Origin of the sequence: Desulfovibrio sp., assembly GCF_041907885.1 — a bacterium.
Taxonomy (GTDB): Bacteria; Desulfobacterota; Desulfovibrionia; order Desulfovibrionales; family Desulfovibrionaceae; genus Desulfovibrio.
Window position 1 is genome coordinate 1 of record NZ_JAYRGM010000019.1, and the last position, 13,605, is coordinate 13,605.

Here is a 13,605-nt window from a genome sequence, read left to right on the forward strand (position 1 = left end):
GTGCATAGCCCATACGCCCTTCAATCTTTGGTTGGATGGAGAGGCTAAAGGGCTATACCACCTTGCCTTTTCATTCAACTTTGAGGGTGTTGCACTTGTAAGTTGAATCCGCCCTTGTTGATATCCTGCTGGAGCAGGGACTCTGTAGCCGTGTTGGCTATGATGATCTTGTAGTCGTCGTCCACCCCAAAAATGGGGTCTGGTACGGCGTTGAGCAGATTTTTGTAGCCCTGCACTTCGGTGAGCATGCTTTCAATCTTGTCGAGCAGCTTGTTGAACCACGCGGCCAGCGCGCCGATTTCGTCGCCGGAGTTGTATTGCAGTCGGTTGGCCAGCACTGCCCTGTCTTCGGCGATTTCCTGAATGGTCTGCCTGATGCTTTGAACCGGGCGCAGTACCGTAATGCTCAGGACAACAAAGATCATGAGTAGCGGTACAACAAGCAGGGTGAGGAATGTGGTGGTAATGATGATGCCCGCACGGCTCATGATGTTCTGCTGTTCTGTAAGATCAGTGCTGAACACGAGAATGCCGATCTGCCTGTCTTTGTAATCGGTAATGGGCATGCCCGAAACAAGGGTGGAGCCCACAATCCTTGTGGTAGATCCCTTGCGGGCGGCATCCAGAAATGCCTTGTCCAGCAGGGCCTCGGTCTTGCCTTCCTTGGTGCCGCGCACAAGCACGTACGAGTCGGCAACAATGGGATTTTTGTCCTTGTTTTGCAGACCGGTGGCAACCTTGAGGTGCTCAAGGTTCATGTACAGCAGCGACGATTGCCCTGCGCCTGCGTTGAGGCCATCAAGCACGTGGGTAAAGCTGACCAGTACTTCCACAGACCCCAGGCGGTTGCCCGCAAGGCCTGTCACAGGCGCAAGCCCCCGAATCTCAAAGCCGCCACTGCCGATTTCTACACCGCACAGGGCTTTGCCGTTTTTGTTCACGTCGAGCACCGTGGGGCGGAAGGAAGAAAGGTCGTCTGAAATATCAACCCACTTGTCCCCCTTCTTGGTCTGCTTATCGCGCCAAAGGCGTGCAAAACTGCGGGCAGGGGGCAGATGGTAGTGGATCTGCGGCTTTTCGCCGATCACTGCCGTAAAACCGTCAATCATGGGCGCAAGCGATGTGCGCAGCATTTCACGCCCGTGTTGGGATGCAGCGCTGTTTTCGTCGTTTATGTCCCCTTCCATGGCCTTTTTGTATGCGGCCTCAACTTCGGGCAGTCTGCTCATGAGGGCGGCCATGCGCATGGCCTGCTCGCTGCACAGCTCAATGGCCTGTTGCATCTGTGATGCCTTGGCCTCTACAAGATTTTGTATGTTTGTATCGTTGAGATTTTCAAACTGTTTTTGGATGATAAAATAACAACATACGCCAATGGCAAGTGTAATTGCGGCAATAGGTATGCATACTTTTTCTCGTAATTGCATCAGGTATCTCCATATGCAATAGTTTGATTTTCTTATCGGCAACGTGCAAAAAAAGTTTAGATAACTAACTTGCTGTGCAGAAAGGATAAATTGCGTTTGTCACTATTTTGTAAAATAGGTGAGCTAACTTGGCGGAATTTTTCCAGAAAAAAAGTTGTATTTATACTACCATTTTGATGCAAAAAAACAAGTTGCCAAATGATAATGTTTAACAATGAGAATTAATTCTCAAATTATTGCGGCACAACCAGATGATGTTAAAAATGAGAATTGGCAAGCCCAGCGGGCAATTCAAGGCCAAACATTGGTCACAGCCCTGGCTTGTTGCCCGGCGGCAGCTTGCGCCTGTGCATATGATGATTAGCTAGTATTGTAATATGTTGTATGCTGCTGGTGAGCTTGTGCAAAAAATATTTGCCAGGTGGGCCAATTTTGCCTTTTGGCAGACCTTGCCGTATTTTTACGATGCGGCTGCTCTGGCAGCCCCTTATTGTCAGCCGGAATTGTCCAGCCGCAGGGTGCTTGCGGTCTGGTTTGTTTGACTTTCAGATTACGCGTTGTAACGCCAGGGAGCGTATGAATCCATTTACAGTAGATGCAGATCTGTGCCGCAAAGACGGCATCTGCGCCAAGGTGTGTCCTATCCAGATCATTGATGCCAAGGTGGGCGAATTGCCCACAATGGCCGCCCACAAGGCCAGGGTATGTATTGGCTGTGGCCAGTGCATGGCCTTTTGTCCGGCCAATGCCTGTTCTGCCCCCGGTTTGTCGTCGCGTGAGAGCCAGCCTTTGCAGCCGCAAAATATGCCCACACCCGAACAGGCCGAAGAGCTTGTTTTTTCGCGTCGGTCAGTGCGTACATTCAGAAACAAGCCCGTGCCACGCGAGACCCTGACGCAGCTGCTTGAGGCCGCGCGCTTTGCACCCACGGCAAAAAATACGCAGCAATTGCGCTGGATTGTGCTTGAATCGCGAGAAAAGACAGAAAACCTGGCAGGGCTGGTGATAGACTGGCTGCGAAAATTGTCAGAGGTGGACCCGGAAAATGCCAAGGCTGTACACGCCGAAAGCCTGGTGCGTACCTGGGATTCTGGCTATGATGTCATCTGCCGCAGCGCCCCCCAGGCTGCGCTGATCGTGGCCCCCAAGGGACACTGGGGCGCCCCGGACGCGGCCATTGCTGCCGCCTATCTTGAGCTGCTGGCCAATGCCCGTAAGGTTGGCTGTTGCTGGGGTGGGTACATTTGCTTTGCGATGGGGCATCCCTCTGCGCACGAACTGCGTGCCTTTGCGGGCGTGCAGGAACATGAGCAGGTGTATGCGGCGCAGCTGATGGGCTTTCCCTTGCTGACCCCCCACTTCAGGCCGCCGCGCAAGGCACTGGATGTGACATGGCTGTAATGCAGCCCGTGTGCTGACTTGAATGCAAGGCGGCCCCCCGCGCAGGCTCAGACCTGACGCGGGGGGCCGCCTGAAGTTTGGCGCTTGCCTCTTACTGCTTGCGGCGGCGCACGGTAACGCTTTCGCCACCTATGCCCCAATTGTCGGTGGAAACTTCTTCAATAATAACCACGGTTGTGGCGGGGTTTTTGTTCAGCACCCGTTGCAAAAGTTCTGTGGTACCCTTGATGAGTTCCTGTTTCTGCTCTGCTGTGGGGGCTTCTAATCCCCCAGTAACCTTGATGTTGACAAAGGGCATGGAGTGCTCCGCTATTCTGGATTGTTGGGTAATTTTTCCATTGTAACCTTGATATCTGCCGGTTTGCCAAAATACGGCCAGCTGGTCACCAGCACGTCCACGCCGGTGGCGGCAAACTGGGCGGCATTGTCGCCATTGATGCCGCCAGCGGCAAGAATGACAATGTTGTCGCGTACAGAGCGCAGCGCCCCCACTGTTTCTGCCAGCAATTCGCAGGCGAATTTTTCGCACTGCACAATATCTATGCCCGCTTCTGCCACCAGCATGGCCTGCTCAAGCGAATCTACCTCAGCGCTGATCTTGTGCTCGGGAGACCGGGCGTGCAGTTTTTCCATCATGGCCGCAAGGCTGCGCAACGAGGCCTGCGGCGCGCAGGGCAAAAATGCCCTGTGCTGTTCGAAAACAAGAATACTGTCAGAGAGGTTCTGGCGGTGAACAATGGCCCCGCCGTCCATGGCGGCCTCAAGGCACACAGCCTTGGCCCCGGGAAAATTTTTGCGTGTAACGGCCACCCGCACGCCTGGGTTGACGGCGCGGGCCTGGTCTACCATGTGCGCACAGCGGGTAGCTATGCCGCTCATGTATTCCATAAGGGTCTGGGCAAGCTTCCAGCCACGGTGCTGGGCAGCCGCCGGGCCCGTGGCTTCCAGGCAGGGTTGCCATGCCTGAAGCTTCTGGCCGTTCGCGGCAGCGCGGCTGACATCAAGGCCGCACTTGCGCAACAGCAGCTCTGCCTGTTCGACACCGCTGATAACGCAGTCGCTCTTGGGGGCGAACCGCATGATTCCCTGCGCTGCGCCGATGCCCAGCAGTTCAACGGTAAGATCAAGGCCGGGGCAATCGTCTGCCAGCAGCCCTTCAAGCCAGGAATCGGAACAGGTAAAGTGCATGGCTTGCTCCTGCTAAATACCGGGTGAAATGCAGTGGGGAACCCCGCCGCAAGCTGAAGCTTGCTCCGTTCCACATTGCCCTAAAAAGACCGTTTTTGACACCATTCAATGCCAAGGTACAGCAAAAGGCTGATGATCGCCAGTATGGCGCAGAGCATGGCCGCACGCTGGAATTCGCCAGTGGATACGGCATTGAAGACTTCCAGGGAAAGCGTGTTGGTGCGCCCGGCGATGTTGCCACCAAGGATAAGGCTGATGCCCACCTCGCCCATGGCCCGCGTGATGCCCAGCAGCAGGCCCGCGCCCAGACCGTGCCGGATGAGCGGCAGGGTTACAAGAAAAAAGCAGCTTTGGGGGGATGCGCCGCAAACACGTGCGGCCTGCTCAAGCCTTAGCAGTTCTGGGTTACCAAGGGCTGTCTGCACGGGTTTGATGACCAGGGGCAGGCCCGCCAGCCATGCGGCCAGAATGATGCCTCCCTGCGAGAAAACAAGACTCAGGCCAAGGGCCTGTTGCAGGGCCACGCCACCCCAGCCGTTTCGGCCAAAGAACATGAGCAGCAAAAAACCCATGGCCATGGGTGGAAAAACCAGCGGAAGCGTGATGGCAAAGTTGACCACGCGCCGCAGATACGGTTGTTTTGACATGCCCATACGGGCAAGCGGAATGGCCGTGAGAGCGTGCAGGGCAAGGCACGCAACGCACACCCGCAAGGTCAGGAGAACAGAAAAGCTGACATCGGCGCGCAAAGGGCACGCCACAGGTCATTCAGCTGCATGGATAGGGCGCAGGCCGTTGCCAGCAAGTATGCGCTGCGCTTCGGGCGTTTTCAGAAATTGCAAAAACGAAAGCACATCCGCATTGTTTTCCTGCCCGGCCACAACCCCCGCCACCAGCAGCAGCGGCGTATAGCCTTCGCGCACTTCCATCCAGCCGCCAATGCTGTCGGCCTGTTTGCGGGCCACGGCCTCGTTGACAAAAGCGGCGTCAAGATCGCCTGAAACAAGGTACGAAAAGACCTGAGGCACGGTGGAGAGCATGGAAAGTTTTGCTTTAAGGGGTTCAAACAGCTTGTTTCCTTTCATAAAGGCCACGGCAGCCCGGCCATAAATGGCCGCCTTGGCGTCGGGATAGCCAATTTTGGCAAATTCCAGCCTGTTCAGGTCTTGCGGCGAGGCAAGCTGTAAACCTTTGCGCCAGGCAAGCACCAGCACCGCTTCACCAAGCGGGCGGTATTCCGCAAAGGCAAGGCCGGATTCCTGCAACGAGGCCTTTTCCGAGACAATAATGCTCACGCCGCTGCCAGCCTTGGCCTGTTCGATGATCTGCCCGATATTGCCACTGTACATCTCTGTGGGCTGGTTGCCCGACTGTAGGGCGTAGGCAGCGCAAAGCTGTTGCACCATGGGCTTGTAGCCAAGCCCCGTGGTGATGGACGGCCCGCCAGCGCAGGCACTATGGGCAAACAGCAGGCTGAACACGGTCAGCGTCAGCAGCAGACATATCCGGTCAGGCGAAGCAATGCGTTTCATGCTGGGCTCCTGAAAAACTGTGGGTGGGATGGGGCAAAAAGCCCATCTGGCTGGCCTTGCGCAGGGTGGCATTTATCTCGCCCTGGGCTACAAGGCGGCCACTGCGCAACAACAGCATGCTGTTGCCGAGCGCCTGGGTTTCTTGCAGTGAATGGGTAACGTAGAGCACGGGCACATTCCACTGGCGTGGAATGCGCGCAATATAGGTCATGAGCCCCTCCTTGAGGTTCATGTCCAGCGACGAGAGGGGTTCATCCATGAGCAGGAGGCGAGGGCGGCAGAGCAGGGCACGGCCAATGGCAACGCGCTGTTTTTCGCCGCCTGAAAGATGTTCGGGGCGGCGGTGCAGCAGGGAACCGATGTCGAGCAGATCGGCGACATCGCTCACGCGGGGCGCAGGCTGTAGAAGGCGAGGGGGGTGAAAGCGCAGGCCAAAGCTGAGGTTTTCGAGCACGGTGAGGTGCGGAAACAGGCGGGCATCCTGAAAGACATAGCCAAGGTGTCGTTTTTCCGGCGGCAGATTTATGCCCCGGCCCGCGTCAAAACTGGTTTCTCCATGGCAGACAATGTGTCCGGCATCGGGGGTTTCCAGCCCGGCGATGCAGTTGACCAGGCTTGTTTTGCCAGAGCCGGAAGGGCCAAAAATAACAGCAATGCCGCATTCGGCCAGATGAAAGCCGAGTTGAAGCTCAAATGCGCCGTGCTTCAGACTGATATTCACATCCAGCATGTTCCGCCCCTGGCTGCGGCGCACATGTTTCAGACCGCCGTGGGCGGATGCGTGTCCCGCAATGTCATAAGCATACGGAGCGGGCAGGCCTGCATCAATGAATGCACTGTTTTTTTCAAAAGCGTGATTTGGCAGAATGTTGTGGCGGCAGCAGAACAGCTTCAGCTGCGCAAGCGCGGCAGAAATAATGAAAGGGAAAGCAGAGGGTAGGCAGAAATATGCAGGCAGAAGGGCGCGTTATGCGCCCATGCCCGCATTGCGTTCGATAAGTTTTACAGCACGCGCAATCTGGCGGCCAAGCGTTGTTTCTTTAGAGAGCTCCCGCTCAACGCTGGTGATGCCCTTGATTACCGTTGAATGGCGGCGGTTGAATTTTTCGCCGATTTCTTCAAGGGTAAGTTCTGTATGTTTGCGGGCAAGAAAGTACACCGTGTTGCGGCCAATCACACATTCCTTGCGGCGTGAGCGTGAGTTGAGCTGGCGTTCGTTCAGGCCGTAGCTTTCGCACACCAGGCGCACGATGGTGGGCAGATCGGGGCCGGAAGAAATCTCGGTATACTGGCTGAGAACTTCCATGGCCAGGTCGAGATTAAGCCCGCAATTGAGCAAACGCGCCTTGAAAATCAGGCTGTTGAGGCACGATTCCATCTGGCGCACGTCACCGTCGAGGCGGCAGGCCAGCAATTCGCAAACCGAATCAGGCAAAAGAACCTGATAACTTTTGGCCTTGTGCTCAAGAATGTTGCGGCGCATGTCTTCGTTGGGGCGGCCAATGTCGGTCAAAATGCCCGAACAAAAATGCGAAACCAGCTGGCTGTCGACCTTTTGCAGGTCGCGTGGCGAAAATGACGAGGTAAAAATAACCCTGCCGCCCTTGGCCTGAAGGCTTTTTACAACAGCCAGGGCCATGTCCTGCATTTTTTCCTTGCCCTGAAGAAAATGTACGTCTTCGAGCAGCAGCACATCAAGGTCGCGAAAACGGGATTTGAAATTTTCGATGTCGTGGGTGCGCAGGGCAGCCACAAAGCGCGAGGCAAAATCCTCTGCCGTCAGGTAGCCCACGCGGGCGCCGGTGCGTTCCTCGGCAATGGCACGGCCTACGGCCTGCGCCAGATGGGTCTTGCCCAGGCCGGGAGCGGAATTCATGAACAGGGTGCGCACGCAGCCACTGCTGCGGCTCACATCCTGAGCGGCGGCAACAGCCATGTTGTTGGTGGGGCCAACAACAAAGTCGGCAAAAGAATAACGCCAGTTGGTCGCAAGGCGGTACGCGGGCGCACTGCTGATGGGCAGGGTGGCCTGTATGGGCGGGCGGGCGGCAGAATAAGGCGCAGGGGCGGCTGTGGCGTCCTGATTGGCGCAGGAACGGTCAGAGCCTGCCGCAAGGCCCGAAAATGCCGCATTCAGCACGGCAGAAGCGTGTGCAAAAGAGTCGGCTTCGTCGCGGCTGGTATGGGCCGTTTGCACGGTTGCCGCAAACTGGGGGTGCGTGGGCTGCTGTGCAGATGCGCCAGGCATGGGTGTGGAAGTCTGAGTGGTCTGGGGCTGGCCGTCTGCCACGGGCCTGGCAAAAGCTGGCTGGGCGTGAGTGTCGGTGGCTGCGGTAATGCGCACTTCCACTGCGGCGGGCTCAAGCCCAAGAACCGGGGCGGCAGCCTCGCGCAGGGTAGCGAGCATCTTGCCTTCAAGCCAGCTGGCCACAAAGGCATTGGGCGCGGTAAGCAAAAGCCCCCCTGCGTGGACGTGAGCCTGCAAGGGTGCAATCCATACCTTGAAAACGCCAGAATGCAGCATTTTCTTGAGATTTTCAGAAATTTCCGACCATTGTTCGCGCATGCCGCCTTGTAGCCCAAAATCTGAATTTGGGGCAATTGAGGATTATGAGCCGTTTGAGGCATGGGGCTATTTTCTTATCCCCAAGACAATTTATGGCTAATCTGTTTGAATATCGATTTATTTTCTGTATGCGGCCAGCAGCCCCCTAGGGAGATATCGTTAGGTAGCAACGTTTTCATGTCCGCTTTGGCATGTTTCCACATAGTTAAAAAAAGTTTTACACAAACATAATTTTGTTTTTCTCTGTTTTTCTCATCTATACTTTGTTTTTTATGTTGGGAGCACAGAACCGTGCGCACTGTAAGGGCAGGCAGATTGTCAAGGGGGAAAAAGAAATTTTACGTCTGCAAGCTGAGTATCCCGAAGGGGTAATTTGCACAGTATTTTTTTTGAAACATGCTGATTTAAAAGAAAATCCAGAAAGTTTTGAGTCTCTGCATCTGGGATGTGGGAACTTTGGCAAGCCCTTATGGCGGCAGGGCGCACAACGCAAAAACCCCGGCCAAAGACCGGGGTTTTTGTTCGTGCTGGACGCAGAGTGGCTTACAGTCATGCTCATCGCCCAAAACACATCAATGCCGTCCCTTTAGGGGCGGCACTGCCCCTAAAGGGGCGCATGGGCTGTGCCGAGGCTAGAAGCCGTAACGCAGGCCGAGCATGAATTCGTTGCTGTAGGGGCGGTTGCCAATGTTGTAGTTGTTGCCACCAGAGGAGACCTTCACGTCATTGTAGCCAAGGCTCACAAAACGGTAGCCCGCGTCGATGGCAAAGTGGTCGTTGATGTTGAAGGCCACACCGGTGCCCACATTCCAGGCAAAGTTGGTGACGCGTTCGTCGCCAGAGAACTTGTTGCCTGCGTTGTCGGTAAAGTCATAGCCAGCGTAGTTGAAGGCCATGCCCATACCGGCACCCACGTAAGGGGTCATGATGGAATCGTTGTGGAAATCCCAAAAAAGGTTGGCAAACAGGGTCGAGCTGTTCCAGGTACCCTTGACCTGACGGACTGCGGCGCCGCCGTCACTCCAGGTCTTTTCGTTGTTGCCGCGCATGGCGAATTCAAGTTCGGCACGCAGGGGCAGCATCTGCTGGGGCCAGAAGTCGTAACCCACGGCCAGCGCGCCACCAAGGGTGAACTGGCTGTACTGGTCTACGCCTGAGCCAGCAAGAGCGCGGGAGCGCTCGATCTGACCAGAGTTCTGGAAGCTCATCAAAAATTTGGGGGCCAGATACATACCGTTGCCTTCGGCAGCGGCAATGTTGGGCAGGGCCATGCTCAGCACCAGCGCCAACGCAAGAATAAAGCGTTTCATGACAGTCCTCCTAAGTACTTTCCTTCAAAAAAGAAGGCATCTTCAAAGTTGAAACAATCATTAGAAAATGTCAATATTTTTTCTATATTGCAAGGTGCTGTAATATATATCTGATGTTGTTTTAGCGTGTTACAATCTTGCTGCTTCTGTAACTATGGTCCGTGGGGGCATGCGCGGTGCAAAAAACAAGGCCCGGCTGTTTATGTAAAACAGCCGGGCGATATTTTCTGCGGCTCGTTGGCCTATTGAAAGAGTATGGAATTACAGCGTGTTGCCAAGGGCAATGCGCAAATTAGAACGTATAGCTTAAAGAAACCATGTAGATATTGGCTGAAACATCCTTGGATTTGCCGCCGGTGATGCCCGCCGAACCAGAGATTCCTGAAGCATCGGTTCTGCCGTAGTCCAGCGAATTGATCCACAGGTGGGCGTAGGCAAGATCAAGGTTCCAGTTGTTCCAGTTAAAGCCCGTACCAAGGCTGAGGGTCTGGCGGCCATTGGTGGGAACCATGAAGTCGGCGTGGCGTTCGTTGACAACCGGGGTTTCAATAGAAAATCCGGCGCGCAGGGCCCACCAGTCAAGGGGCTTGTATTCCACGCTGGCATTAAAGTTCCAGCCGTCGCGCCATTCCTTGTTGTTGATGGAGCTGTACCCGTTGTCCATATAGATGTTCAGTGCATTGTAGGTAGACCAGCGGGTCCAGACCGTGCCCAGTTCAAAGCTCAGGTTGTCGAGCGGCTTGTAGGCAATGCCCAGGGCAGCGGAATCGGGCAGCTGCAAAACCGTATTGGCCGAGCAGTTGCTGGCCGGGGGCAGATGTGCGAATTGGGTCAGAACGTTGCCGCCCTGATAGGCAAACTGCACATCGCCGTTGATATTCAGGGTCATCTGGCTCTTGTACGAAAGGCCCACAGACCACTGGTCGTTAAGGCGCATGTGCAGGCCAAGGTGGGCACCGTAGCCCCAGCCATAGCCTTCAAGCTGCATGTCGTTGTCAAACTGTTGCGCACCAACGCGAGTGGGTACCTTGTTGCCCATGTACATGTGGGCATTCATGGCTTCCACGCCCACGGAGACGGAAACCGTATCGTTGAGCTTGAGGGCCAGGGTAGGCACAAACGACAACGTCTGAATGCCGATATCATAAACATTTCTTCTGCCAGCCCAGTCGCCGGCAAAGCTGTTGCCAAGGCCGAAACGCGAAAAAACGCCCAGGCCAATCCAGGCGGTGTCGCTCAGCTGATGGCTGGCATAGGCGTGGGGAGCATTCCAGAGGGCGGGCTTGGTATAGGTGTTGGTTTCCTGGGCGCCATTTTGGGTGGTAATGCTGCCAGAGGGGCTGATAAGGGCAAAACCGCCCATAAAGCGCGTGCCGGGCAGCTGGGTTATGCCCGCTGCGTTGTAGGCAATGGCAGAAACGTCGTCGGCGCGGCCAACCATGCCACCGGCCAGAGAAACACCCCTGGCGCTCCATTCATTGAGGGCGAAACCTTCACCCATGGCCACGGGCGCGCAGCAAACCACGAGGGCCAGCGCCAGACATACCGCACGAAAAACCTTCATCAATTCCTCCACTAAGGCTGCAAAAAAGCGCACAACTGACCACCCGGCCTGCATGCTGCACGCTGGTACGGTTGCTGTGTCGCGGGACGTATGCGGCTGGGGAACCGCCCTCACCAACAGTAATGGGATGTCACAACATATTTATCGGATCAAGGTCAAGGAAAAGTCGCAGATGTTTTGCAGCTTTTTGTGACAGGGCAAAAAAATACAGCGAACGGATTGCCTGCCAGTCCTGCCCTTTAATGAGGCATGTGAAGCGTTTGCGTCCTCGCAGCAGCGCAAGGGGGGCGGGGGCGGGGCCAAGCATCTGCACGCCAAGCTCGGAGGCTTTGCCGCGTAGGGCTTGCGCCAGCTCACCAAGGGCTGGTGCGCCAGCCTGTTCTGTGATGCCGTAAGAAATGCGAATAAGCGCCAGCCTTACAAATGGCGGATACCGGCGCAGTTTGCGCCGGGCCAGCTCTGCCTTATAAAAACCTTCGTAATCGGCATTGCGCACATATTGCCAGCAATAGTGGCTCACGTCGCGCGTCTGAATGAGCACGCGGCCGGGCTTGTCGCCCCTGCCCGCGCGCCCGGCAGACTGCACAAGCAGCTGAAAGGTGCGCTCTGCCGCCCTGTAATCGGGCAGATTGAGGCCAAGGTCGCCATCGGCGATAACGGCCAGCGTGACCAGCGGAAAGTGGTGTCCCTTGGAGAGCATCTGCGTTCCCACAAGTATGGGGGCCTCCTGCCGGGAAAATGCCGCAAGTATTTCTTCCATGCGGCCCGGTCGGCGGGTGCTGTCCCGGTCAAGCCGCAGCACGGGCCCGCCCGCCAGCACGCTCAGCCGTTCGGCCAGCCTTTCTGTGCCTTCGCCCATGGGTAAAAAATTCATGCCGCCGCATTCGGGGCAGGGTGAGGGAAAGGGGCGGCTGTAGCCGCAATAGTGGCAGACAAGTTTTTCAAGACCCTTGTGATAGGTGAGGCCGATTTCGCAGTGCGGGCAGCGCAAGGTACGGTTGCAGTCGAGGCAGTACATGAGGGGGGCGTAGCCCCGCCTGTTCAGCAGCACCACTGCCTGCTCGCCGCGCGCAATGGTTTCGCGCAGGGCTTCTTCACTTTGGGGAGCCAGCAGGCCATCCATGCTTGTAGAAGCGGGCGAAAGGGAGCTGATGTCCACCAGTTCCACCGGCGGCAGGTCGCGGCCGCCCACGCGGCGCGGCAGGCTCAATTTGGGAAGATGGCCGTTTTCCGCTGCATAAAATGTTTTGAGATCGGGTGTTGCGGAGCCCAGCACCAGCAGGCCGCGCGTCTGGGCTATCCTGAACCAGGCCACTTCCTTGGCCTGGTAGGCCAGGCTTTCATCCTGCTTGAACGAGCCATCGTGTTCCTCGTCAAGCACTATGCAGGCCAGATGCGGCACGGGTAAAAACAGGGCCGAGCGCGTGCCCACAACCAGGCAGGGAGTCGTGTGCCCCGCCAGTTGACGAAACGTGGCTTCGCGCCGGGCTGGCGATTGATAGCCGTGATAAAAAAACAGGGGGGCATCGGGCAGGGCACAGGTTGCATCGCGCCGCAGCTTGTGGGCAAGGGCTACCTCTGGCGCAAGCAGCAGCACGCTTTTGCCTGCCGCCAGACAGGCCTTGGCAAGCTCCAGATACACGGCGGTTTTGCCGCTGCCCGTTACGCCAAACAGCAGGCGCGAAGACGCCGTTTGGGCGTGCAGGGCCTCAAGCATGCTCTCGAGCGCCGCTCTCTGGTCATCATTGAGGCTGAAAGGCGGGGGCGGCGGGGGCAGCAGGCTTTGCTCTGTGGCGTCAAGCACATCATCGTCAAGGCCGCTCTCGCGCGAAAGATTGACGTGTCCGGCCTCCAGCAGGGAATGCAGGGCCGGGGCCACGGCCTGTCCCAATGCCTGTACGAGCCGCCTGCGGCTCACGCTGCCGTGCTGGTGCAGATAGTCCAGCACTTCAATCTGTCTTTTGGCAGAAGGCCGCACGGGCCAGGGCGGGTCAACGCGCAGCAGGCAGAATTCCTCGCTGGCGGCATCCGTGCCAGGGGGCAGCATGCGGGCATTGCCGTTGCAAAGAGCCTGTGCCAGTTCCTGCCGCTGCTGCGGCGAGGCCTCGCGGATGCGGGCAAGTGTCCAGGCTGCGGCCTGACCTGATTCGATATGGCGCAGGCGAACCCGCGCAAGACGCAGCCCCTGGGGCAGTACGTGCCCCAGAATATGGCCGGGGTGCAGGCCCTGACGGCGTGCCAGATCTTCGGCCAGTTCCAGCAGACCCGGCGGGAGCAGGGGGGCGTTTTCCAGCGGCCATGCCAGGCTTTTGCACTCAACGCCTTCGGGCATGTCGGCAGTGGGGCTGAGGTGCATCAAAACTGCCGCTCGCAGGGCAGAGCGTTCGCCCTTGCCCAGGGGCACGGCAACACGCAGGCCCGGTTGCCAGAAATCGGCAGGAAATTCGGGGGGCAGCAGATAGGTAAGGCTGGCGTAAGGCGGGGTGAGCAGGGCAACAGTGGCGTACATGAGTGGCAGAGTTACGCAATACGGCCCCGAAGGCAAGCCTCTGCCGGGCGGCAAAAAAGATGCGGCGAGTTGTGGGGGCCAAAACGAACAGGTCTCCCCCGGCAGAAC

At 57.0% G+C, this 13,605-nt stretch carries 12 protein-coding genes; 2 read left to right on the forward strand and 10 right to left on the reverse strand.

The genetic code is table 11. The features are described from left to right. Positions 1-74: 74 nt before the first annotated feature. Positions 75-1,427 carry a cache domain-containing protein gene (locus tag ACE3NW_RS09825; RefSeq protein WP_374282884.1) on the reverse strand — a complete coding sequence of 451 codons (1,353 nt, stop codon included), beginning with the start codon at positions 1,425-1,427 and terminating at the stop codon, positions 75-77. A 576-nt stretch (positions 1,428-2,003) separates the two neighbouring features. Here ACE3NW_RS09825 and ACE3NW_RS09830 point away from each other — a divergent pair. Continuing rightward, the gene (locus tag ACE3NW_RS09830; protein WP_374282886.1) at positions 2,004-2,828 is read left to right on the forward strand and encodes a nitroreductase family protein; all 825 of its coding nucleotides are present in this window, start codon (positions 2,004-2,006) and stop codon (positions 2,826-2,828) included. A 91-nt stretch (positions 2,829-2,919) separates the two neighbouring features. Here the strand turns inward: ACE3NW_RS09830 and ACE3NW_RS09835 are convergent, their stop codons facing one another. The 6 genes from ACE3NW_RS09835 to ACE3NW_RS09860 form a co-directional block, all read right to left on the reverse strand. Beyond that, positions 2,920-3,126: a 4-oxalocrotonate tautomerase family protein gene (locus tag ACE3NW_RS09835; protein ID WP_374282888.1), complete on the reverse strand. Its 207-nt coding sequence runs from the start codon at positions 3,124-3,126 to the stop codon at positions 2,920-2,922. A gap of 11 nt (positions 3,127-3,137) precedes the next feature. Continuing rightward, positions 3,138-4,016 carry a ModD protein gene (gene modD, locus ACE3NW_RS09840; protein WP_374282890.1) on the reverse strand — a complete coding sequence of 293 codons (879 nt, stop codon included), beginning with the start codon at positions 4,014-4,016 and terminating at the stop codon, positions 3,138-3,140. An 80-nt stretch (positions 4,017-4,096) separates the two neighbouring features. Next, a complete protein-coding gene (locus ACE3NW_RS09845; RefSeq protein ID WP_374282892.1) occupies positions 4,097-4,765 on the reverse strand; it encodes a molybdate ABC transporter permease subunit in 669 nt (222 codons plus the stop codon). Positions 4,766-4,780: 15 nt separating this feature from the next. Further along, entirely contained in the window at positions 4,781-5,548 is a 768-nt protein-coding gene (locus ACE3NW_RS09850; protein ID WP_374282894.1) for a molybdate ABC transporter substrate-binding protein, read from the reverse strand. Continuing rightward, positions 5,526-6,278: a molybdenum ABC transporter ATP-binding protein gene (locus tag ACE3NW_RS09855; RefSeq protein WP_374282896.1), complete on the reverse strand. Its 753-nt coding sequence runs from the start codon at positions 6,276-6,278 to the stop codon at positions 5,526-5,528. Before ACE3NW_RS09855 ends, ACE3NW_RS09850 begins: the two co-directional genes overlap by 23 nt. 237 nt (positions 6,279-6,515) lie before the next feature. After that, positions 6,516-8,114, reverse strand: coding sequence for a DnaA ATPase domain-containing protein (locus ACE3NW_RS09860; protein WP_374282898.1), 1,599 nt, complete (start codon positions 8,112-8,114; stop codon positions 6,516-6,518). Positions 8,115-8,347: 233 nt separating this feature from the next. Between ACE3NW_RS09860 and ACE3NW_RS09865 the strand changes: the two genes are divergently transcribed. Further along, positions 8,348-8,704, forward strand: a complete 357-nt coding sequence (locus ACE3NW_RS09865) for a hypothetical protein (RefSeq protein WP_374282900.1) — start codon at positions 8,348-8,350, stop codon at positions 8,702-8,704. Positions 8,705-8,746: 42 nt separating this feature from the next. On the opposite strand, the gene ACE3NW_RS09870 is transcribed toward ACE3NW_RS09865, so the two are convergent. The 3 genes from ACE3NW_RS09870 to priA form a co-directional block, all read right to left on the reverse strand. After that, positions 8,747-9,424 carry an outer membrane protein gene (locus ACE3NW_RS09870; protein ID WP_374282902.1) on the reverse strand — a complete coding sequence of 226 codons (678 nt, stop codon included), beginning with the start codon at positions 9,422-9,424 and terminating at the stop codon, positions 8,747-8,749. Positions 9,425-9,716: 292 nt separating this feature from the next. Beyond that, on the reverse strand, positions 9,717-10,988 hold the full coding sequence (locus ACE3NW_RS09875; protein ID WP_374282904.1) for an OmpP1/FadL family transporter: 1,272 nt from the start codon (positions 10,986-10,988) through the stop codon (positions 9,717-9,719). 130 nt (positions 10,989-11,118) lie between these two features. Next, positions 11,119-13,497 (reverse strand): primosomal protein N', encoded by a 2,379-nt coding sequence (gene priA, locus ACE3NW_RS09880; RefSeq protein ID WP_374282906.1) that lies wholly within the window; start codon positions 13,495-13,497, stop codon positions 11,119-11,121. Positions 13,498-13,605: the final 108 nt, after the last annotated feature.